This is a genomic window from Actinoplanes sp. NPDC048796 (assembly GCF_040650035.1).
In the GTDB taxonomy this organism is placed as follows: Bacteria; Actinomycetota; Actinomycetes; order Mycobacteriales; family Micromonosporaceae; genus Actinoplanes.
On sequence record NZ_JBEZGO010000022.1, the window covers coordinates 1 to 21490 of the forward strand.

Annotated in this window: 24 protein-coding genes; 14 read left to right on the forward strand and 10 right to left on the reverse strand. The window is 71.4% G+C overall.

The features are described 5' to 3' along the window. Nucleotides 1-290: 290 nt before the first annotated feature. Nucleotides 291-1088 (reverse strand): phytanoyl-CoA dioxygenase, encoded by a 798-nt coding sequence (locus AB0C26_RS42915; RefSeq protein WP_360260079.1) that lies wholly within the window; start codon nucleotides 1086-1088, stop codon nucleotides 291-293. Between the two features lie 307 nt (nucleotides 1089-1395). Next, on the reverse strand, nucleotides 1396-1731 hold the full coding sequence (locus AB0C26_RS42920; protein WP_360260081.1) for a cyclic-phosphate processing receiver domain-containing protein: 336 nt from the start codon (nucleotides 1729-1731) through the stop codon (nucleotides 1396-1398). A 60-nt stretch (nucleotides 1732-1791) separates the two neighbouring features. Between AB0C26_RS42920 and AB0C26_RS42925 the strand changes: the two genes are divergently transcribed. The 3 genes from AB0C26_RS42925 to AB0C26_RS42935 are packed head-to-tail and all read left to right on the forward strand — an operon-like array spanning nucleotide 1792 to nucleotide 3590. Further along, nucleotides 1792-2472 (forward strand): HAD family hydrolase, encoded by a 681-nt coding sequence (locus tag AB0C26_RS42925; RefSeq protein WP_360260083.1) that lies wholly within the window; start codon nucleotides 1792-1794, stop codon nucleotides 2470-2472. A gap of 31 nt (nucleotides 2473-2503) precedes the next feature. Continuing rightward, the gene (locus tag AB0C26_RS42930) at nucleotides 2504-2722 is read left to right on the forward strand and encodes a hypothetical protein (RefSeq protein ID WP_360260085.1); all 219 of its coding nucleotides are present in this window, start codon (nucleotides 2504-2506) and stop codon (nucleotides 2720-2722) included. A 4-nt stretch (nucleotides 2723-2726) separates the two neighbouring features. Further along, the gene (locus AB0C26_RS42935; RefSeq protein ID WP_360260087.1) at nucleotides 2727-3590 is read left to right on the forward strand and encodes an NADP-dependent oxidoreductase; all 864 of its coding nucleotides are present in this window, start codon (nucleotides 2727-2729) and stop codon (nucleotides 3588-3590) included. On the opposite strand, the gene AB0C26_RS42940 is transcribed toward AB0C26_RS42935, so the two are convergent. Genes AB0C26_RS42940 through AB0C26_RS42960 form a run of 5 tightly spaced genes read right to left on the reverse strand, consistent with a single transcriptional unit; the run spans nucleotide 3585 to nucleotide 7801 of the window. Then, the gene (locus AB0C26_RS42940) at nucleotides 3585-4334 is read right to left on the reverse strand and encodes an SDR family oxidoreductase (protein ID WP_360260089.1); all 750 of its coding nucleotides are present in this window, start codon (nucleotides 4332-4334) and stop codon (nucleotides 3585-3587) included. The two genes, AB0C26_RS42935 and AB0C26_RS42940, sit on opposite strands and share 6 nt — an antisense overlap. A 12-nt stretch (nucleotides 4335-4346) precedes the next feature. Further along, complete coding sequence (locus AB0C26_RS42945) at nucleotides 4347-5345, reverse strand: alcohol dehydrogenase catalytic domain-containing protein (protein WP_360260091.1); 999 nt, start codon at nucleotides 5343-5345, stop codon at nucleotides 4347-4349. After that, nucleotides 5345-6205, reverse strand: coding sequence for a fumarylacetoacetate hydrolase family protein (locus AB0C26_RS42950; protein ID WP_360260093.1), 861 nt, complete (start codon nucleotides 6203-6205; stop codon nucleotides 5345-5347). The genes AB0C26_RS42945 and AB0C26_RS42950 overlap by 1 nt, the downstream gene beginning before the upstream one ends. A gap of 10 nt (nucleotides 6206-6215) precedes the next feature. Further along, nucleotides 6216-7040: an SMP-30/gluconolactonase/LRE family protein gene (locus AB0C26_RS42955; RefSeq protein WP_360260095.1), complete on the reverse strand. Its 825-nt coding sequence runs from the start codon at nucleotides 7038-7040 to the stop codon at nucleotides 6216-6218. Continuing rightward, a complete protein-coding gene (locus AB0C26_RS42960; protein WP_360260097.1) occupies nucleotides 7037-7801 on the reverse strand; it encodes an IclR family transcriptional regulator in 765 nt (254 codons plus the stop codon). Before AB0C26_RS42960 ends, AB0C26_RS42955 begins: the two co-directional genes overlap by 4 nt. Before the next feature lie 78 nt (nucleotides 7802-7879). On the opposite strand from AB0C26_RS42960, the gene AB0C26_RS42965 reads away from it, so the two are divergent. From AB0C26_RS42965 to AB0C26_RS42980, 4 genes are all read left to right on the forward strand, one after another. Beyond that, nucleotides 7880-9586, forward strand: coding sequence for an IlvD/Edd family dehydratase (locus AB0C26_RS42965; RefSeq protein WP_360260099.1), 1707 nt, complete (start codon nucleotides 7880-7882; stop codon nucleotides 9584-9586). After that, nucleotides 9573-10262 (forward strand): SDR family NAD(P)-dependent oxidoreductase, encoded by a 690-nt coding sequence (locus tag AB0C26_RS42970; RefSeq protein ID WP_360260102.1) that lies wholly within the window; start codon nucleotides 9573-9575, stop codon nucleotides 10260-10262. The genes AB0C26_RS42965 and AB0C26_RS42970 overlap by 14 nt, the downstream gene beginning before the upstream one ends. Before the next feature lie 65 nt (nucleotides 10263-10327). Next, nucleotides 10328-11608: a glucose/sorbosone family PQQ-dependent dehydrogenase gene (locus AB0C26_RS42975; RefSeq protein WP_360260104.1), complete on the forward strand. Its 1281-nt coding sequence runs from the start codon at nucleotides 10328-10330 to the stop codon at nucleotides 11606-11608. A gap of 110 nt (nucleotides 11609-11718) precedes the next feature. Continuing rightward, on the forward strand, nucleotides 11719-11937 hold the full coding sequence (locus AB0C26_RS42980) for a hypothetical protein (RefSeq protein WP_360260106.1): 219 nt from the start codon (nucleotides 11719-11721) through the stop codon (nucleotides 11935-11937). On the opposite strand, the gene AB0C26_RS42985 is transcribed toward AB0C26_RS42980, so the two are convergent. Further along, nucleotides 11931-12776, reverse strand: coding sequence for a MurR/RpiR family transcriptional regulator (locus AB0C26_RS42985; RefSeq protein ID WP_360260112.1), 846 nt, complete (start codon nucleotides 12774-12776; stop codon nucleotides 11931-11933). The genes AB0C26_RS42980 and AB0C26_RS42985 overlap by 7 nt on opposite strands. Nucleotides 12777-12832: 56 nt before the next feature. Between AB0C26_RS42985 and AB0C26_RS42990 the strand changes: the two genes are divergently transcribed. Continuing rightward, nucleotides 12833-13828 carry an ornithine cyclodeaminase family protein gene (locus AB0C26_RS42990; protein ID WP_360260114.1) on the forward strand — a complete coding sequence of 332 codons (996 nt, stop codon included), beginning with the start codon at nucleotides 12833-12835 and terminating at the stop codon, nucleotides 13826-13828. Continuing rightward, on the forward strand, nucleotides 13825-15228 hold the full coding sequence (locus AB0C26_RS42995) for an aromatic amino acid lyase (protein WP_360260116.1): 1404 nt from the start codon (nucleotides 13825-13827) through the stop codon (nucleotides 15226-15228). Before AB0C26_RS42990 ends, AB0C26_RS42995 begins: the two co-directional genes overlap by 4 nt. On the opposite strand, the gene AB0C26_RS43000 is transcribed toward AB0C26_RS42995, so the two are convergent. After that, the gene (locus AB0C26_RS43000; protein WP_360260118.1) at nucleotides 15146-16138 is read right to left on the reverse strand and encodes a LacI family DNA-binding transcriptional regulator; all 993 of its coding nucleotides are present in this window, start codon (nucleotides 16136-16138) and stop codon (nucleotides 15146-15148) included. The genes AB0C26_RS42995 and AB0C26_RS43000 overlap by 83 nt on opposite strands. A gap of 117 nt (nucleotides 16139-16255) precedes the next feature. On the opposite strand from AB0C26_RS43000, the gene AB0C26_RS43005 reads away from it, so the two are divergent. Both AB0C26_RS43005 and AB0C26_RS43010 read left to right on the forward strand, forming a co-directional pair. Then, nucleotides 16256-17143 carry an amidohydrolase gene (locus AB0C26_RS43005; RefSeq protein ID WP_360260120.1) on the forward strand — a complete coding sequence of 296 codons (888 nt, stop codon included), beginning with the start codon at nucleotides 16256-16258 and terminating at the stop codon, nucleotides 17141-17143. Further along, on the forward strand, nucleotides 17140-17658 hold the full coding sequence (locus AB0C26_RS43010; RefSeq protein ID WP_360260123.1) for a cysteine dioxygenase family protein: 519 nt from the start codon (nucleotides 17140-17142) through the stop codon (nucleotides 17656-17658). The genes AB0C26_RS43005 and AB0C26_RS43010 overlap by 4 nt, the downstream gene beginning before the upstream one ends. Here the strand turns inward: AB0C26_RS43010 and AB0C26_RS43015 are convergent. After that, a complete protein-coding gene (locus AB0C26_RS43015) occupies nucleotides 17631-19064 on the reverse strand; it encodes an aromatic amino acid lyase (protein ID WP_360260125.1) in 1434 nt (477 codons plus the stop codon). The two genes, AB0C26_RS43010 and AB0C26_RS43015, sit on opposite strands and share 28 nt — an antisense overlap. Before the next feature lie 116 nt (nucleotides 19065-19180). On the opposite strand from AB0C26_RS43015, the gene AB0C26_RS43020 reads away from it, so the two are divergent. From AB0C26_RS43020 to AB0C26_RS43030, 3 genes are read left to right on the forward strand one after another with little or no spacing between them, the layout of a single operon-like run. Next, nucleotides 19181-20194, forward strand: a complete 1014-nt coding sequence (locus AB0C26_RS43020; protein ID WP_360260127.1) for an ATP-binding cassette domain-containing protein — start codon at nucleotides 19181-19183, stop codon at nucleotides 20192-20194. Continuing rightward, complete coding sequence (locus AB0C26_RS43025; RefSeq protein WP_360260129.1) at nucleotides 20191-20826, forward strand: ABC transporter permease; 636 nt, start codon at nucleotides 20191-20193, stop codon at nucleotides 20824-20826. The genes AB0C26_RS43020 and AB0C26_RS43025 overlap by 4 nt, the downstream gene beginning before the upstream one ends. Further along, on the forward strand, nucleotides 20823-21482 hold the full coding sequence (locus AB0C26_RS43030; protein WP_360260131.1) for an ABC transporter permease subunit: 660 nt from the start codon (nucleotides 20823-20825) through the stop codon (nucleotides 21480-21482). The genes AB0C26_RS43025 and AB0C26_RS43030 overlap by 4 nt, the downstream gene beginning before the upstream one ends. Nucleotides 21483-21490 lie beyond the last annotated feature (8 nt).

Consider the following 21490-nt stretch of genomic DNA (forward strand, 5'->3'; position numbering starts at 1 on the left):
ACGAGACCGCAACCATCGCCCCGCTGTTACCGTCCCTCAAAGCAGCCTGAAAGGATCAACACATCAACCCTGTCCGTCGAATCGGGTCAGGCCCACTCCAAGTATGTCGACGCTCTCGAAACACGGATACAGCTCTGAATCCGGGAACACGTGGGAGCGCGATCGGGCCCGTCATGGGATCGACCGATCCAGCCGATGTTCAAACGTTCTCATCTCGGCATGAGCACCCAGGCCGATGCTTACCCGGCGTGACGGACCTCGGCGGTCCGCCGCGCGCGGTCGGCGGAAAATCAGTGCGACGGTTCGCTTCTTGCTCCGAGTGCTTGTCTGATGGTGCGTCCGATCGGAGAGGGTTCGGTGTCAGTGACGGAGAGGCTGAAAGGCCCGGGCATAAACGGTGGCGAAGGGTGCAAGGGCGGCTGGCCGAGGAAGCGGGGACGTGACCCGTGGTGTGGCTGGGCAGCGTGAACGAGGAACGGGTGACAGAGGTAGACGTCTCCAGGCTGGCCCGTCGCCAGGGTGACGCGCCGGTGAGTGGACGCCGCGTCGACTAGGGGCCCGAGCACGGACATGGGGGCTCCTTGACCGCCGTAGGGGCGGAGGACCTCCGGCACGTCGAGGTGGGAACCGATTCTGATGCGGGTGGGGGCGTTGCTCTCGTCGATCTCCGAGAAAAGGAACAACATCAACAGCGTCTTCCCTGAGGAGTGGACGTTGGTCCACCACTCGGTTTCCCCAGGTGGCTGATAACCGCCTTCGATGTGCCAGCCCGCGTCGTTGGGTTCTTGCGCGTGTGGGAACCGCAGGGGGAATGACCCCATCGAGGGTCTGGGTGACCAGCGGCCCGGCCCCACCAAGGCGTCGAAGGCGTCGTGGAGGACAGGAGTATTCGCTGCCTGGACAAAGGGTTCCTGCGGCATGTCACCGACCCAGTAGACCGGTTGAGTCCAGGTTGCCGGCTCGTCCGGCCGGGCGTCGATCTCCTCCCACAGCAGAGTGGCGCATGCGTCAGCGATATCCGTGGAAAAGGCACCCGGTACTTTGACGAAGCCGTCGAGAACGAAGTCTTCGATCAGTTCCTCACGCATGCCGACCAGAATCCCGGGGCGCCGCGATCCATCGCAACCTATTTCGGGGCACACTTCTCATGTGCCACTGTCGCGGGGAACACATTCATCTCGGCAGATCCGGATGTCTTCGTGATGACCTCACTCTTGTAGCCGGTCATCTGATTTTGTGCGCGTCGGCTGAGCCGGCACGTTCACTGAGCCTGCCGCGTTCCCAAGTCGTGAGACATGGGTTCACCGATCCGCTGTGCGGTGGGGGCCCGGCGGGCGGCGCCGTGCGGCTGGCCGGGGCGTCCGAACGCCTCCGTGTGACCGCGCCGGTGTTCCTTCAGTAGATGACATGCGGGGAGCCGGGAATCGCCCGTACGGGATAGTGCCAGCGCTCCAGCGCCTGCCGGATCTTGACCACGCCGGGCGGGTTGGCGGAGTGAATGTAGACGACGCCGATGTCGAACGGTTCGCCGTCGAAGGCCGCCCGCTCCAGCAGCTCGACGACCGGCCAGATGGTTTCCTCGCCGCCCAGGTCGTGGTCCAGCCACAACTCCGTGAGGTGACGGCCGCGCAGGCTCTCCAGGAGGGCGACGCCCGCCTCGCTCGTACGGGCCACCATCGCCGGGCGGCCGTCGGCGAAAGAGCGCAGGTCGTCGATCAGCACCGAAGTCATGCCCCCATCATGAGCCGCGGAGGCCTGTCGGGTTGAGACGGCGCCGTAGAGTCGTTGGGCATGTTGCCGGAACCCATCAGCGGTGTCATTTTCGACTTCCACGGCACTCTGGTCGACGGGGGCGACTCCGAACGATGGATCGCCGACGCCCTCCGCCGCCTGGCCGAGAACGGGAGCACCGAGCCGGTGCCGAGCGCCGGCCAGATCGCGGCGCTGCGCGGGCATCTCGACGAGATCTGGCATCACGCCCACACGTTCGACCCCGGCAGCGAGCGCGACCTCAGTCCCGAGCTGCACCGGGAGGTCTTCGGCCGGACGGTCGCCATGTGTGCGGGGGTGGGGCCCGAACTGATCGCCGCGCTGTACGCGGTGATGCCGGATCAGTGGGCCGTCTTCGAGGACACGGCCCCGGTTCTGCGTGAGCTCAAGGCGCGCGGCGTCCGGACCGTGGTGGTGTCGAACATCGCCGTGGACATCCGGCCCTGTCTGAAGCGGGCCGGCGTCGAAGAGCTGCTCGACGGTTTCGTGTTGTCCTTCGAGGTGGGTCTGGTGAAGCCCGATCCGGCCATCTACGCCCGCGCGCTGGAGGTGCTCGGGGTGCCGGGCAACCGGGCGCTGATGGTGGGCGACAGCCCCCGCGACGACGTCGGCGGCGTACCCCTGAAGATCCGGACGTTGATTCTGCCGAAGACCGACGGCCCGGTGCACGGTCTCGGCACGGTCCTGCGAATGGTCGGCTGAGTGCGGTCGTCGATGACGTAGATTGTCTTCCATGTCTCGAGACTTCGTGGTGGTGCTGCGGGGCTACAACCGGGTCGAGGTCGACCAGGTCGTCGCGCTCGCCGAGGAGGCGCTGGCCTCCGATAATTCGGTGTCGCGGGCGGCGGCGCGGACGGCGATCAGCGAGGCCAAGTTCTCGATGGTGCTTCGGGGGTACGACCGGAGCGAGGTCGATCAGGAGCTGGGGCGGCTGCTCCAGGGGCTGGGGTGACGCCATGCGCGCCGTGGAGGTCACCGCGCTGGGCGGGCCCGAGGTTCTTCAGCTGGTCGAGCGGCCCGACCCGGTGCCGGGGGAGGGGCAGATTCTCGTACGGGTCCTCGCCGCCACCGTCAACCCGGCCGATGTCGCCGCCCGCGTCGGGCGGATTCCCGGCGGGCCGGTCCCGCCGCCCTTCCGGCTCGGCTGGGACATCGCCGGCGAGGTGGTGACCGGCGACGACGATCTGCCGGCCGGTACCCGGGTCGCCGGAATGATCCCGTGGCATCTCACCCGGGGCGCGACCGGCGGCTATGCCGAGCTGGTGGCCGTGGACGCCGACGCGGTGGTGCCGCTGCCCGACGGGCTCGATCCGGTCGTGGCGGCCACCGTGCCGCTCAACGGGCTGACCGCGCACCGGGCCCTCGACGTGATGGAGCTGACCGGGCCGACCACGATCCTGGTCACCGGGGCCAGCGGTGGCGTGGGCGGCTTCGCGGCTCAGCTGGCGTTGAAGCGCGGCCACACGGTGCTCGCGTGCGCCACCGACGGCGACGAGGAGTGGGTACGCGGCCTGGGCGTGCACAGCGTGATCCCGCGCGGGGCCGAGCTCGACCGGCCCGTGCCGGCCGTGGTGGACGCGGTTCCCCTGGGCGGCATCAAAGGCGACGTGGTGGTGGCGACCCGGCCGATCCCGGACGACGGCCACACCCTCGTCCTCGTGGAACCCGACCGGGACGCCCTGCGTGACCTGATCACGGCCGTGGCCGACGGGACGCTCAAGACCCGGGTGGCCGAAACCTTCCCCTTGGAGGCGGCGGCCGAGGCGCACCGCCGCCTCGAGAGTGGCGGCGTCAGAGGAAAAGTAGTGCTGAAGCTATGAGCGTGGCCGCAGCCTGAGGCCCTGCATGCCGCCGTCGACGGCCAGCGCCACGCCGGTGGTGGCCGAGGCGAGCGGGCTCGCCAGGTAGGCGATGGCGGCGGCGACCTCGTCGACGGTCACCAGGCGGCCGCTCGGCTGCCGGGCGGCCAGGGCCGCGCGCTCGGCCGACGGGTCGTCCGCCTTCTCCAGCAGGCGGCCGATCCACGGCGTGTCAGCGGTTCCGGGGTTCACGCAGTTGACCCGGATGCCCTCGGCCAGGTGGTCGGCGGCCATGGCCAGGGTCAGCGACTGCACCGCGCCCTTGGTCGCCGAGTAGAGGGCACGCTGCGGCAGGCCGGCGGTGGCGGCGATCGAGCAGACGTTGACGATCGCGCCGTGCTCGGAACGCCTGAGGAACGGCAGGGCGGCCCGTGACGTACGGACCATGCCTTGGACATTCACGTCGAAGACGCGCCGCCACTCGTCGTCGTCGTTGTCCTCCACGGTGCCCTGCGCGCCGATGCCGGCGTTGTTGACGACGATGTCGACGCCACCCAGCTCGGCCGCCGCCTGGTCCACGGCCGCGCGGACCGAGGCGTCGTCGGTGACGTCGGCCTTGAGGCCCAGCAGCGGCTTGTCCACCGCCGGGTTCAGGTCGAGGCAGGCCACCCGCGCCCCCCGGCCGGCCAGCAACTGAGCGGTGGCCAGGCCGATGCCGGACGCGCCACCGGTGACGATGGCGGTCAGGCCAGCAAATTCAGACATACGAGGGGCCTTTCACAGTCGCGGATCCACCAGAACTTTCGGGCCGCCGTCGTAGCGGCGGCCTTCGAACACTTCGACGATCTCTTCGAGGCCCACCGTGGCCGCGACCAGCGGCCGCGGGTCGACGGCCCCCGAGGCGTACGCCTCGATCGCTGGCTCGAGCCCGGCCGACGCACCCAGAATGCCCACCGCCGTGACGTCCTTGAGCACGAGCGAGCGCGTGTCGATCGTGCTCGGCATCGAGGACAATCCGATGTAGACGATGGTGCGGCCGGGTTCGGCCAGGTGCAGGGCAAGGGAAGGCGAGGTCGTCGCGTTCGTCGCGTCGATGACGCCGTCCCACGGCCCGTCCGGCAGGCTCTCCCGGGTCCAGACGTCGTCGAAGCCCAGCTCGCGCGCCTTGGCCAGACCGGAGGGCAAACCCATCAGGTGTACGGCGGCGCCCCGGGCCCGGGCGAACAGCGCGGCCAGCAGCCCGATCGTCCCGGTGCCCAGCACCAGCAACCGGTCGCCGGCCGTGACGTCGGCGGCCAGCACGCTGCGCAGCGCGTTGCCGCCCGGCTCGACCATCGCGCCGGCCTGCACGCCCACCGAGGCCGGCAGCGCGTGCAGGAACCGCGCCGGATAGGCCAGCTGCTGGGCCAGGGCGCCGGGCAGGCCCCGGATTCCCAGCTCCCGCAACGACTCACAGACCCAGTGCCGGCCGCGCAGGCAGCGCCGGCACTGCCCGCACCCGATCATGGTGTCGCCGGTGACCCGTTCGCCCAGCCACGAGGGGTCGACGCCGTCGCCGAGCGCGGACACCACGCCGCACCACTCGTGCCCGGGCCGGATCGGGTAGGAGGACTCGCCCGTCTCCAGGTAGCTCATGGCCCCGGTGAACAGCTCGACGTCGGTGCCGCAGACGCCCACCCGGTCGACGTCGATGACCACCTGGCCGGGCCCGGCCATCGGCGGCGGCACCTCCTCGACGGCGGCCTTGCCGGGACCGGTGAAGACGAGCGCGCGCATCAGCGGGGGCCGACCACGTTCTGCCGGGCCTTGCCCAGGCCGGCGATACCGAGCTCCATCACGTCGCCCGGCTTGAGGTAGACCGGCGGCTTCAGGCCGAGGCCGACGCCGGGCGGGGTGCCGGTGTTGATGAGGTCGCCCGGCTCCAGCACCAGGAACTGCGACAGGTAATGCACGATGAAATACGGGTCGAAGATCATCGTCTTGGTGTTGCCGGTCTGCCGGCGGACGCCGCTGACGTCGAGGAACATGTCCAGATCCCGTACGTCGGAAATCTCGTCGGTCGTCGCCAGCCACGGCCCGGCCGGGTTGAACGTCTCGGCCGACTTGCCCTTCGACCACTGGCCGCCGCGCTCCTGCTGGAACTCGCGCTCCGACACGTCGTTGACGAGCACGTAGCCGGCGATGGCGTCGCGGGCCTGCTCGACCGAGTCCAGATAGGACGTCCGGGAGCCGATGACGATGCCCAGCTCGACCTCCCAGTCCGTCTTCACGGAGTTGCGGGGGATACGCACGTCGTCGTGGGGACCGATCAGGGTGTTCGGCGACTTGGTGAACAGGATCGGCTCGCTCGGCACGGCGGCGCCGGTCTCGGCCGCGTGGTCGCTGTAGTTCAGGCCGATGCACAGGATCTGGTGCGGCCGGGCGATCGGGGCGCCGATCCGCACGTCGCCGAAGGGCAGCACGTCGCCCGTCGCGATCCGCTCGGCGACCGGCTCGGCCAGGCGGGCGAGACCGCCCGTACCGAAGAAACGCTCGTCGAAGTCGGGGGTCAGGTCGGACACGTCGACGTAGTGACCCTCGTCGACGCGAACGACCGGCTTCTCGGCGCCGGGGGCGCCGATACGCATGAGCAGCACGTGTTTCTCCCTAGTGGTGCCAGTACGGCGTGTGCAGGCCGGCAGCGCCGACCCGCGCGGTGAACAGCGGCCCCTCGGCGGCCGTGATCACGAGGACGTCGAGATCCGGCCCGGCGAAGCAGACGCTGGTCGTCTTCGGCGCGGCCACGGTGACGGTGGCGAGAAGGTCACCGCGCGGCGTGAAGCATCGGACCTCGCCCCGCTCGTGGACGGCGACCCAGAGGTTGCCGTCGCTGTCGACGCACAGCCCGTCGGGCAGACCGTCGGTGACCCGGAACAGTTCGTGGCGAGGTCCGCCGGGATAGTCGCGCTCGTAGACGACGCCGGGGATCGAGTCGATGCTGTAGAGGCGGTCACCGGCCGGGCTCCAGGCGAGCCCGTTCGACAGGGTCAGGTCGTCGTCGAGCACGGCGATGCCGGCGCCGTCCCAGCGCAGCAGCCGTTCCTGGCGCCGGCGGCCGTCGAGGGCCATGCTGCCGACCACGAAACGGCCCTGAGGGTCGACGGCGCCGTCGTTGAGGCGGCTGCCCTCGCCGTCGACCAGGCGGGCCAGCCGCTCCCGGCTGCCGTCGGGGCGTACCCAGGTGAGATGGTGCCGCTCGGCGACGAGCAGATCGCCGTCGCGGGCCACGGCGACGGCGCAGGCGAGGTCGCCGAACTCCCAGGTGTCGGTGAGGCGGACGGCGCCGGTGTGACGGTCGAGCTTGCCGGCGCAGACCAGGCCGGCCTCGATGTCGACCCAGAGGAGCCGGTGACGGTCGCGGTCCCAGAGGGGTCCCTCGCCCAGGGTGTACGCCTGCGCGGTCGCTTCCCGAGCCTCGAAGACGGCGTTCATCGGGGATCCTCCACGATCGCTCGGATGACCGGCACATCCTCGATGAGCCGCTCGAGTGGCGTCCGGTACGCCAGGGCGCTCACGCTCACCGCGCCGCTCGGCACCGACGGCGAGTTCAGGTAGACCGGCACCGCCAGACAGTTCACGCCCGCCTCGTTCTCCTGGTTGTCGACTCCGAAGCCGCGCTCCCGAGTCCGCACCAGTTCCTCGTACAGTGAGGCGGCCGTCCCCAGCGACGTCGGTGTCGGAGTGGTCAGCGGAATGTCGCCGATCCACTCCCGGACGGCCTCTTCGCTGCGCAGAATGCCGGACAGGAGCAGTTTGCCGACGGCTGTCGTGTGCGCCGCGTTGCGGCCGCCGACGACCGACGAGAGGCGGACCGCGCCGGTCGGCGGGTCGAGTTTCGAGCGGTAGACGACCCAGCGCCCGTCGAGCGTCGCGTAGTGGGCCGTTTCGCCGTAGCGCTCGCTGAGCGCCCGGAGCACGGGCACGACGCGCACGTGGTCGGGCCGGGCCTCGTGGTGGGCGAAGGCGAGCCGCAGGAATTCGTCGCCGAGAACGTAGCGGCCGTGGCCGTCCTGGGCGGCGAAGCCGGCCCGGCGCAGGGAGGCGAGGGCGCGGTGGACGGTGGGTTTGGGGCTGGCCATGGCGCGGGCCATCTCGTCGAGGCCGACGCCGTCGGCGTGGCGGGCGAGCTCGGCCAGGACGGCCAGCACGCGGTCGGCGCCGACCAGCCGTGCCTCGTCCTGCGTCTCGGTCATGTTCCGAATGTTAGACCGATGTTCCGTCATCGTGAAAGAGGGCTTCTCCATCGGCGCGGACAGGGTTAGAGTCCGGCCATGCGGAGCGCTGAGTGGTACGGCGGTAACGATCGCAACAGCTACATCCACCGGGCCTGGATGCGGCGGGGCCTGCCCGCGGACGCCTTCGACGGGCGGCCGCACATCGCCATCGCGAACACCGCGAGCGATCTGACGCCGTGCAACGCCCACCTGAACGAGGTGGCCGAGTCGGTGAAGAGCGGCATCTACCAGGCCGGCGGCATCGCGCTGAACCTGCCGGTGGTGTCGCTCGGCGAGACGCAGGTGCGGCCCACGGCCATGCTGTGGCGCAACATGGCGGCGATGGCGATCGAGGAGATGCTGCGGGCCAACCCGATCGACGGGGTGGTGCTGCTCGGCGGCTGCGACAAGACGATTCCGTCGCTGCTGATGGCCGCGTCGTCGGTCGACCTGCCGGCGGTCGTCGTGCCGGGCGGGCCGATGCTCACCGGTACCTTCCGGGGCGTGCCGCTGGGCTGCGGCACCGACGTGTGGAAACTGTCCGAGGAGGTGCGGGCCGGGACGCTGAGCGCGGCCGAGTTCACCCGGTCGGAGTCGTCGATGATCCGCAGCCGTGGGCACTGCAACACGATGGGCACGGCCTCGACGATGGGGTTGCTGGCCGAGGTGCTGGGCATGACGCTGCCGGGCATCGCGGGCACCCCGGCGCCGGACAGCCGCCTGCTGGAGATGTCGCACGAGACCGGCGTGCTGATCGTCGAGATGGTGCAGAAGGAACGGCGGCCGTCGACCGTGCTGAGCCGGGGGTCGTTCCTGAACGCGATCGTGGCCTTGGCGGCGCTCGGCGGGTCGACCAACGCGGTGGTGCATCTGCTGGCCATCGCGGGGCGGCTGGGGATCGAGCTGACGCAGGACGACTTCGACGCGGTCGGGTCCGAGGTGCCGCTGCTGGTCGATCTGCTGCCGGCCGGGCGGTTCCTGATGGACGACCTCTACCGGGCCGGCGGGCTGCACGCGGTACTGACCGAGATTCGCGACCTGCTCGATCCGGCGGCGCTGACGGTGACCGGGCGCCCTCTCGCGGACTACCTGCAAAGCGCGCTTGTGTACGACCGTGAGGTGATCCGGGCCCGGGAGGAGCCCCTGCTGCCGGCCGCGGGAATCGCGGTCCTGTACGGGAACCTGGCCCCGGACGGGGCGGTCATCAAGCCGGCCGCGGCGTCGCCGGAACTGCTCCGGCATCGGGGACCGGCGGTCGTCTTCGACTCCGTGGAAGACCTGCACGCGCGGCTCGACGACCCCGATCTGGAGGTCACGGCCGACTCCGTGCTCGTGCTGCGGGGCTGTGGCCCGAAGGGCTATCCGGGAATGCCCGAGGTGGCCAACATGCCGTTGCCGGCCAAGCTGCTCGAGCTCGGCGTGCGTGACATGGTGCGCATCTGCGACGGGCGGATGAGCGGCACGGCGTACGGAACCGTGGTCCTGCATGTCGCCCCGGAGGCGGCCGCGGGCGGGCCGCTCGCGCTGGTGCGGACCGGGGACATCATCGTTCTCGACGTGCCGGCCCGGCGGCTGTACGTCGACATCCCGGACGCCGAACTGCTGGCGCGGGCGCCGTCGGCGGCGACCGTCGAGGCTTTCGCCGCCCCGAAGCGCGGCTGGGAGAAGCTGTACGTGAACACCGTCGGGCAGGCCAACACCGGAGCCGACCTGGACTTCCTGCTCGGGTCCAGCGGCGATCGGGTCTCGCGTGAGTCGCACTGAGCGCCGCACCGCCGTCATCACCGGCGGGATGAGCGGCCTCGGCGCGGCCGCCGCCGTTCGCCTGACGGCCGCCGGAATTGAGGTCGTGACCTGGGACATCGCCCCCGGCGCGTCCCAGAAGGTCGACGTCCGCGACGCGTCGGCGGTGCGAGAAGCCGCCGCACAAGTCGGGCATGTCGATATTCTGGTGAACTCGGCGGGGATCGTCGGGCCGAACGGGCCGCTGTGGCAGATTCCGGCGGCGGGCTTCCGGCACACCTTCGAAGTGAACGTGATGGGCACGGTCAACACCTGCCAGGCCTTCGTGCCCGGGATGATCGAGCGCGGCTGGGGCCGGATCGTCAACCTGGCCAGCATCGCCGGCAAGGACGGCAACCCCGCCATGTCGCCCTACTCGGCGTCCAAGGCGGCCGTGATCGCCCTGACCAAGTCGCTCGGCAAGGAACTGGCGACCACCGGAGTGCTGGCCAACGCGATCGCCCCGGCCGTCATCGAGACCCCGATGAACGCCACCACCTCACCCGAGGCGCTGGCCCACATCACCAGCCTCATCCCGATGAAACGCGCCGGCCAGGCGTCCGAGGTGGCCGAACTGATCGCCTGGCTGTCCTCGGACAAGGTCTCCTTCTCGACCGGCGCCGTCTACGACATCAGCGGCGGCCGCGCGACCTACTGACACCCGTGCGATGGCCGTAACGGCAAAACGCCCTCCGGGCGGCGAAGCTGTGCGACAAAAGGGGCATGACAAGGTTCGTGCAAGTGTTCGGCGCCGTGCTCGGGCTGGTGCTGGGGCTGGTGCCGGCGGCGCTTCCGGAGCCGCCGTTCAGCACGCGGGTCGTGGCCGACGGCCTCGACAGCCCGTGGGAGATCCTGCGAGGACCGGACGGCTACCTGTGGGTGACCGAGCGGACGGCGGGGCGGGTGACCCGGATCGACCCGGCCAGCGGGGCGCGCACGGTGGTCGGCACGGTGCCGAGCCGGGCCGCCGGCACGCAGGACGGGCTGCTCGGCCTCGCGCTCGACCTGCCGTACGTCTTCGTCGCCTACACGAACGGGCCACTGAACGTGGTGCGGTACACCTACGACGCCGCCACCGGGACGATGCGGGACCCCAAGGACCTGATCGTCGGGCTCCCGGCGACCGTCGACCACGTGTCGGGACGGCTGGTGCTCGGGCCGGACGGCAAGCTCTACCTCACCGTCGGCGACGGCGGGGCGAACCAGTTCGAGCGGGCCTGCGACCCCAACCGCGCACAGGACCTGCCGGTCTCGGCCAGTGACTTCACCCGCTACCAGGGCAAGATTCTGCGGTTCGACACCGACGGCTCGGTCCCGGCCGACAATCCCTTCTTGCGAGGTGTACGCAGTCACGTCTTCTCCTACGGGCATCGCAACGCCCAGGGGCTCGCGTTCGACGCGGCGGGCCGGCTCTACTCCACCGAGCAGGGCCCGAAGACCGACGACGAGCTCAACCTGATCCGGCCCGGCGGCAACTACGGATGGCCGCGGGTCGCCGGGTACCGCGACGACAAGGCGTACGTCTACGCGAACTGGTCGGCCGCCCCGGACTGCCGCTCGCTCACCTTCAGCGACTACCGGATCCCGCCGTCGGTGCCGCGGCAGAAGGAGTCGTCGTTCACCGACCTGAGTTTCGTGCCGCCGCTGCGGACGTTCTTCACCGTGCCCGACGACCACGACTTCGCGAGCGAGTGCGGCCACCTGTGCTGGCCGACGATCGCCCCCTCGAGCGCTGACGTCTACACCGCGACGGCCATCGCCGGCTGGGAGGGCTCGGTGCTGATTCCGTCGCTCAAGAACGGCGCGGTCTACCGGGTCGACCGCTCGGGCGAGACACAGACCTTGTGGCGTACGGTCAATCGGTACCGGGACGTGGCGATCGGCGCCGACGGCCGCACTTTCTACGTGGCGACCGACGCCTCCGGCGCTACCACCGACCTGGCCGGAAAGCCGACCAGCGAGCTGGCCGATCCCGGCGCGATCCTCGAGTTCACCGCCGGCTGAGCCCGGCGAGGCCACCCGCAAACCGGCGGTGAGCAGGGAAAAGACGCACGCCCCGAAGGGCGGACATCGTGCCTGCGCCGGCAAGCGGGCCGTGCGCCACACTTGGACCCATGATTAGCGAGGATGTGGTGTCGGTCGCGGTCGTCTCCAGCCGGTCGGAGGCGGAGATCATCGCGGGTCTGCTGCGCAGTTACGGGCTCAAGGTGGGCGTCTCGGCGGACGACGCGGGCCAGCAGGAACCGCAGTTACAGCTCACCGGCGTGCACGTGTACGTCGCCCCCGGAGACGAGGCCGAGGCGCGGGAGATCCTGTCCGCCTCGGGTCAGTAGACCCAGCGGTCCACGAGCGCCTCGTGAGCCTCGAGGCGCTCCTGGGTTCTCCCCGGGTCGGTGGCGGCGATCGCGTCGAGCAGGCTGATCGCCAGCACCACCACCGCCGCGTGGGAGTCGAAGATCAGGCCGGTGCCGACCGGCGCCACCAGCAGCACGTCGGCGTCGTCGGCGAAGGGCGCCAGCGCCGTGTCCGCGATCACCACGGTGGTCAGGCCGAGGCCGCGCGCGAGCCGCATGGCCGAGACGGTTCCGGCCGGGTAGCGCGGCAGCGCGAAGAACAGCGCCGCCGAGGCGCCCTCCTGGTGCATGTGGAGCACGAAGTCGTCGGCGCTGCCCGCGTCGGTGCACACCCGGACCGCCGGAAGCGCCCGGCGGGCGAAATAGCCGAAATAGTCGGCCAGGGCGGCCGAGGCGCGGAGCCCGACGACGCCCAAGGGGGCGGTGGCCGCGAGGGCGTCGACGGCCGCCGGCATCGTGCGGGCGACCCGCGTCAGCCCGGCGACGTTCGAGGCCTCCTGGTCGAACGCGCTGTGCCGCGGGAAGGGCAGCCGGGCGCCCGGCACCGGCACGGCGGAGCGGCCGGCCGTGGACGGTGACAGCACGACCTCGCGCAGGGCGGCGCGGAACTCGGGGTAGCCGGTGAAGCCGAGCGCCGTGGCCAGGCGGGTCACGGTCGGCTGGCTCACGCCGGCCCGCTTGGAGATCTCGATGGTCGACAGGAACGCCACGTCCGGGAACATGCCCAGCATGCGCTGCACGATCTGCCGCTGCGAGGGCGAGAGCCGGTGCCGCCGGGCGAGGTCGAGCAGCCAGTCCTCAGCCTGTCCGATGTCCATCCGCCCCCCGCTCTACCCTGAATAGCCTAAAACACGATCGGACAAGGGTGCATTCGATGATTCATCTGCGGTTCCTCTCCGGCCCGGACATCGAGGAGCTCGGTGTCGGCCCGGACGACGCCGTCGCCGCCGTCGAAGCGGTCGTCGCCGCGCACGGCCGGGGCGAGACGGTCTTCGAGCCGCGTACGCACCTCGTGCCGGACAACGGCGGCGTCGGCCACTTCAACGTCCTGCGCGGGCACGTGAAGCCGCTGGGGGTGGCCGGCGTCAAGGTGGTCGGCGACTTCGTGCCCAACTACGAGCGCGGCCTGCCGAGCGAACTGGCCATGGTCACGCTGCTGGACCCGTACACCGGCGTACCCCTGTCCATCATGGACGCCACCTGGATCACCGAGATGCGCACCGGGGCCATGACCGCCGTCGGCGCCAAATATCTGGCCCGGCCCGACTCCCGGGTGCTCGGGCACGTCGGCGCCCGCGGCACCGCCTTCGCCAACATCACGCTGCTCGACCGGCTGTTCGAGCTCGACGAGATCCGGGTCACCAGCCGCCGGGCCGAGTCGCGGGAAGCCTTCGGCGAGCGCCTGCGCGAGGTCACCAGCACCCCGGTACGCGTGGTGGAGACCGCCGACGAGGTGTTCGACGGGGCCGACATCCTCATCGAGGCGTCCCGGCTGACCGAGCCGCGGCCGCTGCTGCGGACGGCGCTGGTCGAACCCGGAGCCTTCGTGGTGCCGTACGGGACCGTCAGCGCCGTTGAACTCGATCTGCTCGACGTCATGGACAAGGTGGTCGTCGACGACTGGCGCGAGTCGCAGTCGGGCCGCTTCGGGGCCCTGCGCGCGCACGTCGACACCGGCCGCCTCAGCGAACAGAGCCTTTACGCCCAGCTCGGCGAGATCGTCAGCGGCCGCAAGCCGGGCCGCGAGTCGCCGGACGAGCGGATCCTGCTGTGGCACCGCGGCCTGTCGATCCTCGACGTGGCCCTGGCCCACCTGATCCTCACCCGCGCCGAAGCGGCCGGCGCCGGCACGATGCTGCGGTACCGATGAAGATCGGCCGGCCGGCCGACCTGGACCGGACCGCCATCCGCGAGATCGCCGGGGGAGCGTTCCCCGAGCTGTCCGGCGAACTCCTCGAGCGCCTGGCCGCCTCCCGCGAGGCGACGCTGGCCGACCTGGCCGGCGACGAACCGGTTTACGGCGTCAACACCGGGATGGGAGCGCTGGCCGGGGTACGCCTGGACGCCGCGACCCAGAAGCAGCATCAGAACACCCTGATGGCGGGCCGCGCGGCCGGCTCCGCGCCCTGGTTGCGTCCCGTCGAGGCGCGAGCACTGATCGCCGTACGGCTGGGAACGCTGCTGGACCCCGCGGCCGGAGTCTCCCCGGGCCTGTGCACGCACCTGGCCGGCATGCTCGAAGCCGGCGCCGAGCCGCGGATCCCGTTGCGCGGCGGCGCGGCCGGCGAGATCATCCCGCTCGCCCATCTGGGCCTGGCCGTGCTGGACGGCGGCTACTCGTTCGGGGCGAAGGAGGGCGTCGCGTTCCTGGAGGGCGTGCCCGGGCTGACCGGCCTGTCGGTGCTCGCGGCGGCGGCCGCGCGGACCCTCGTCGAGCAGACCGTGGCCGTCGCGGGCGACGAGATGGCCCTGATCGGCGCCAGCCGCGACCCGCTGCACCCGGCCACCGCGCGCGGCGACGCCGAACTGGGTGCGATCCTCGAGGCGCTGTCGGAGCGACGCGGCGGCGGACCCACCCGGGCGCTGCAAGCGCCGGTGTCGTTCCGGGTGACCGCCCCGGCCCTCGCCGTGGCCCTGCGCGCGGCCGCGGCTCTGGAGGCGGCCGTCGATCGCGCGCTGACCGCCGTGACCGACTCGCCGGCGCACCTGGACGGGCGGTTCGTCGGCACGGCCGGGTTCGCCGGAACCGACCTGACGGCGGCGCTGGGCGCGCTCACCACCGCGCTCGTGCACCTGGCCGAGGCCGGCGCGGCCCGCCTCCACCGGCTGCTCGACCCACAGGTGACCGGCCTGCCCCGGCAACTCTCGGACGCGCCCGGCCGGCACGCCGGCATGGTCTCGGTGCACAAGCGGGCGGTCGGCACGGCCCACCGGCTGCGGCGCTTCGCGCTGCCGGCGCTGATCGGCCCGATGGAGACCTCGACCGGCCAGGAGGACGTGCAGAGTTTCGGCTTCGAGGCGTACGAGTGCTTCACCGAGGCCGCCGCCGGCCTGCGCGACGTCCTCGCCTGCGAAATCCTCGCCGTCGACCAGGGCCGGCTCCTTCGTGCCGCGGCGGGCGCCCCGGAGCACGTCGCGCCGGGCGGCACACGGGACCGGCCGTACGGGCCGGAGATCGACCGGTTCGTCAGCCTGCTGGCGGGCGGCTGGTCGATCCCCGCTCGACCAGCGACGGGCGGAACGGCCGGGGCGCCGCCGACCGGTCGATGAGCTGGCCCACCGCCGACTCCACGATGGCGTCCTCGTCCCACGCCATCGTGGTCAGGCCCGGGCTGACCAGGGCGGCCAGCTGATGGTCGTCGTAGCCGATCACCGACAGGTCGGACGGCACGCGCAGCCCGGCCGCCCGCGCCGCGTGGTAGGCGGCGAAGGCCAGTGAGTCGCTGAGGCAGAACAGGGCGGTCGGCCGGCTCTCGGCCGCCAGCAGCGCCGACACCACCGTGACGGCCTCGGTCGTGGCGGCCGGGGCCGAGACGATGCCCAGCTCCAGGCCGATCGAGGCGGCGACGCGCGGCGCCAGCACCTCGGACGGGCGGCCCGGGGTGGACGGCAGCGACGGCGCCAGCATGCCGACCCGGTGGTGCCCGAGCTCCGCGAGATGGCCGAGCGCGGCCGTCACCCCGTACTCGTTGTCGAAGAGCACGCACCCCGAGCCGGGCCGTTCGGTCAGGGCGTCGCCGAGCGAGACGACCACGACCTCGGGGTCGAGCAGCCGCCAGTACGAGGCCGAGGGGTCGACCGGGGAGACGATGGCGCCGTCGACCCGCTGGGCGGCGAACTGCTCGACGATCAGCCGCTCCTGGGAGGGGTCGGCGTCGGCGTCGGCGATCGTGGCGTACCGGCCCCGGCTGCGCAGGGCCCGGGTCAGCAGCACCGAGAGATCCTGCTGCCACAGGTCGCGCAGGGAGCCGGAGACCCCGACCGATCCGGTACGCCCGCTGGCCAGCGCCCGGGCGATCGGGTCGACCGTGTAGCCGAGCTCGTCGGCGAGCTCGCGCACCCGGCGGATGGTGTCGGGGGAGCCGCGCACGCCGCGTAGCGCGTAGGAGGTAGCGGCCAGGGAGAGTCCGGCGGCGGTCGCCAGGTCCTGGAGGGTCCGTCGCGGTTGCTGCCGTGACACCGACTGAGGGTAACACCCGTTCCGGAGGGTGAGATCACGTTGCGTTTCCGATGGGGAAGCGCTTCACTTTTGGAAACTTGTGAAGCGCTTCCCTCATACGGAAAGTGAGGCCCGGCCATGCTGATCGACTGCCATCAGCACCTCTGGCCGGCGCGCCTGGTGGAGGCTCTGCGGCGGCGTAACACCCACCCTTACCTGCGCGAATGGACTCTTTACCTGCCGGGTGAGGCGCCCTACGAGGTCGACCCGCACGCCCATGACGTGGAGAAACGGCGTGCGCTGGATATCGCTGAGGGTAAGGATTTGGTGATCCTCTCCATCTCCAGTCCGCTAGGTATGGAATATCTGGATTCCCCGGAGCTGCTGGACGTCTGGCACGAGAGCGGCCTCGAGCTGCCCGATCCGTTCCGGATCTGGGCCGCGGCCAACGTCGCGGCGCCCGACCCCTCGGCCCTGGCCAAGATCCTCACCGAGGAGCGCGTCGTCGGGGTCCAGCTGCCGGCGACGGCCCTGTGCGACCCGGCCGCCATCGAGCGGATCGGTCCTCTGCTGGCGGAGGCCGAGCGGGCGAACAAGCCCGTGCTCGTCCACCCCGGGCCGGCTCCCGCCTGCGACCCGGGCGCGCCTTCCTGGTGGCCGGCCCTGGTCCCGTACGTGTCCCAGATGCACAGCGCCTGGCTCGCCTGGCACGTCGCCGGCCGCAAGCGGCACCCGCGGCTGCGGATCGCCTTCGTCGCGCTGGCCGGGCTCGCCCCGCTGCACCACGAACGGCTCGCCGCCCGGGGCGGCGCTCTCGGGCCGCTCGACCCGTACGTCTATTACGAGACCAGCTCGTACGGGACGCGGGCGATCGACGCCCTCACCCGTGTCGTCGGCGTCGACCCGATCGTGCACGGCTCCGACCGCCCGTACGCGGAACCGGCCGACCCCGGCCTGGGCGACGCGTTCCGGCACGCCCTGTTCACCGCCAACCCGCGTCATCTGCTGACAGGAGAACCGAGATGACGACCGACACCGTCGCGGTCACCGACCCGGCGCGGCTGCCCGACCTGCCCGGCCGGACCCTCAGCCCCAAGGAGCTGCAGCTCTGGGTGAGCGAGCTGGCGGCCCGCACCGAGATCTGGGAGCCGCTGGTGCGGCACGACACGGGCAAGCGCCACTACGCCTCGCTCTACCGCGACAGCGACATCGACGTGTGGGTGCTCTGCTGGAACACCGAGGACGACACCGGCTGGCACGACCACGACATCTCCTCGGGCGCGGTAGCGGTCACCCGGGGCGCCGTGAACGAGGCCAACCCGCGGATGGGCGGTGAACCGGTGACCCGGGTCGTCGGCCCGGGCCGGACGTTCGCGTTCGGGCCCGACCACATCCACCGCATGTCGGGCGCGGTCGACGGCTCGGTGACGATCCACGCGTACTCGCCGCCGCTCTGGCGCATGGGGCAATACTCGATCAGCGAGAGCGGCGTCATGCGCCGCAAGGCCGTCAGCTACGCCGACGAGCTCCGCCCGCTGTAGCTCGCCAGAAGCGGCAGCACCTCGGCCGCGGCCGTCAGGTCGATGCCGATCGGCCGGTCGCCGGCTTCGGGGTCCAGGACCTTCGAGACCATGTCGTACGCCTCCCGGGCCGGCCCCTCGGGCAGCCGGCCGGGTGCCATCCGCAGCGCCCGGACCGCCGCCACCAGCTCGGCCGCCAGCAGCGTCGGCGCCAGGTCGGCCATCGTCCGCAGCGCCCGCGCGCCCTGCGTGGCGAAGCTGGCGTGCTCCTCCAGGCCGAGCGAGATGGTCAGCGTGCCGGCCGAGATCGGCTGCATGCCGACGCGGATCTCGGTCAGCACGTCCTGCACCACGTACTCGCTGATCATCAGGCCCGAGCTGCCGGCCGGCCCGTCGGCCAGGAACGCCCGCAGACCGGTCATGTCCGGCCGCATCAACAGGCCGAGCCGCGCCGACGACAGCACCAGCACCGGCAGGAACGAGCCGCGCAGCGTGTCCAGGCTGGTGGCCACCGTGGCCGTGTGGAACTGGCCGTGGTGCAGCACCGCGTCCGCCGTGACCAGCGGGTTCTCCACGGCCGCGTTGATCTCCTCGGTCAGCACGTACCGCAGTTGCCGCACGGCGTGCGCGGCCGGCGCGGTGACCTGGGGGAGCACCCGCAGCCCGAACGGGTCCTGAATGCGCGCGGGCTCGCCGGCCCCGGCCACCAGGCGGCTCATCGTCGCCGCGACCTCGGCCTGCCCGGGGTGGGCCCGGGCGATGTGCACGGCCGGGTGGTAGGCCTCCGGGTTGCCGCGCAGCGCCAGGAAGGACAGTGCGGCGACCACCGTGGACGCCTCCAGCAGGCGCTCGACCCGGCTCAGCGCCAGCGCCGCGGTGGCCACGGTCAGCGCGCTCGAGCTGATCATCGGCAGGGCGTCGGTGGCGTCGATGACCGTGGCCGGCACGTCGCCGGAGCGCCACGGGCGCTCGCCGGCCAGGGTCAGCGCCAGTTCGGCCAGCGAGGCCAGGTCGCCGGTGCCGATCGCGCCCCACGAATGCAGGGCCGGCACGGCGCCGGCGCTCAGCGCGGCGGCCAGCGACTCGGCCACGCGACGGGAGATGCCGCTGCCTCCGGCGAGGATCTGATTGAGCCGTACGGCCATGGTCGCCCGGGCCGTGACATCGTCGACCTCCGGGCCCACCGCCGCGCAATGGCTGCGCAGCAGCCGCAGACCGTGGCCCTCCGACGTCCGTTCGTGGCGGTTGGCGCCGACGCCGGTGTTGGCGCCGTAGACGGCGCCGTGCTCGCGGGCGAGTTGCAGCAGGGCGTGACGTTCGTCGATCAACCGGAGCGCGGCCCCGTCGACGGTGACACCGGCCGTGCCGGAGGCGACCGCGACCAGACCCTCGATCGTCAAGGTGCGGCCGTCGAGTGACACCCCCATAGTGATCTCCAGCTCGAAGGTTTCCGGACCGTAACGGGCTCCGGCCTTCCGTTGACAGCCTATTCACTACACCGCAAGTATGAATAGCGCCATTCAGACGACCGCCCAGGAGAACCATGATCACTTTCGAGGACGTCGTCAAGATCTACCCCGGCGGCGGTACCGCGGTCGACCACCTCTCGATGGAGTTGCCGACCGGAAAGATGACGGTTCTGGTCGGTCCGTCCGGGTGCGGAAAGACCACTTCGCTGCGCATGATCAACCGAATGGTCGAGCCGACCTCGGGCCGGGTCCTGATCGACGGTCAGGACGTGTCCGGTCAGGACGAGGCGCTGCTGCGCCGCGGCATCGGGTACGTCATCCAGTCCGCCGGTCTCTTCCCGCACCGCACGGTGCTCGACAACGTCGCCACCGTGCCGGTGCTGCTGGGCAAGACCCGGCGCGAAGCCCGTACGGCCTCGCTGGAACTGCTGGAGCGGGTGGGGCTGTCCGCCGAGCTCGCCCAGCGCTACCCGGCCCAGCTCTCCGGCGGCCAGCAGCAGCGCGTGGGCGTGGCCCGGGCGCTGGCCGCCGACCCGCCGGTGATGCTGATGGACGAGCCGTTCAGCGCCGTCGACCCGGTCGTCCGGGCCCAGCTGCACACCGAGTTCCTGCGCCTGCAGCAGGACCTCGGCAAGACCATCGCCATGGTCACGCACGACATCGACGAGGCCATCAAGCTCGGCGACTACGTCGCCATCCTGCGCCAGGGCGGGGTCCTGGCCCAGTTCGGTACGCCGCAGGAACTCCTGGACGCGCCGGCCGACCCGTTCGTCGCCTCGTTCGTCGGGCGCGACCGGGGCCTGCGGAGCCTCTCGTTCGACTCCGCGGCCGCCGTGCCCGTGGCTCCGCCCGCCTCGTCCGCCGAGCTGATCCTTGACGAGGGCCGGCCGATCGCGTGGCGCACCTCCTCCGGCGACCGCGCGATCGCCGGAACCTTCACCAAGGCCGACTCTCTGCGGATCGTCACCGACCTGGCGATCAGCTCGCCGGTCGGCATCGCGGTCCGAGTGGACGACACCGGCGTGGCCGACGGGATCGTCCGCCACCACGACCTCGTCGACTACCTGATGGAGCGGCACACCTCGTGATCCAGTACCTGCAGAACAACTCGGACACCGTGCTGGCCGCCCTGCGGCAACACCTCTACCTGGCCCTCGTGCCGGTGCTGCTCGGCTTCGTCATCGCGCTGCCGATCGGCTACCTCGGCGTGCGCTTCCCGTGGCTCTACCACCCGCTGGTGAACGTCTGCGGCGTGCTCTACTCGATTCCGTCGCTGGCCCTGTTCGTCTTCCTGCCGGTCGTGCTCGGCACGAAGATCCTGTCGCCGCTCAACATCATCGTGGCGCTGACCATCTACACCGTGGCCCTGCTGGCCCGCACGGTCGCCGACGGCCTGCGCTCGGTCGACAAGCTGGTGAACGAGGCCGCCACCGCGATGGGCTACCGCCGCACCCGGCGGCTGATCGACGTCGAGCTGCCGGTCGCCCTCCCGGTCATCCTGGCCGGCCTGCGGGTGGCCACGGTGGCCAACATCAGCCTGGTCAGCGTCGGCGCCCTGATCGGCATCGGCGGCCTCGGCCAGCTGTTCACCCGCGGCTTCCAGCTCTTCTACCTCGAGCCGATCATCGTCGGTATCGTCCTGTCGGTGCTGCTGGCCGCCGTGGCCGACCTCGTCATCGTGCTGATCCAGCGCGCCGTCACCCCGTGGGCCCGCGCATGAACCTGTCGTACCTCTTCGACCCGGCCAACTGGGACCCCAGCGCCGCCGGCGGTTTCCCGCAACTGCTGCTCTCCCACCTCTGGTACGTGTTCCTGGCCCTGCTCATCGGCACCGTCATCGCCCTGCCGATCGGCCTCTACATCGGGCACACCGGCAAGGGCTCGTTCATCGCCATCAACGCCGGCAACGCCGGGCGCTCGCTGCCCACCCTCGGCCTGCTCATGCTGATGGTCACGCTGCTCGGCCTGGGCCTGCTCCCCGTGCTCATCGCCCTGACCGTGCTGGTCATCCCGCCCATCCTCACCTCGTCCTACGCGGGCATGCGCACCCTCGACCGCCGCGTCGTCGACGCCGCCAAGGGCATGGGCATGCGCCCGTGGCAGGTGCTCACCCGCGTCGAACTGCCGATGGCCCTACCGGTCATGATGGGCGGCTTCCGCAGCGCCGCCCTCCAGGTGGTGGCCACCGCGACGGTCGCCGCCGCGGTCGGCCTGGGCGGTCTCGGCCGCCTCCTGATCGACGGCCTCGCCGTCAACGACTACTCCCGTGTGCTGGCCGGCGCCATCGTCGTCGCGGTGCTGGCGGTCGTACTCGACCTGTTCCTGGCGCTCGTGCAGCGCTGGGTCGTGTCGCCCGGTGTCTCCGGGCGCTTCTGAAGGAGATT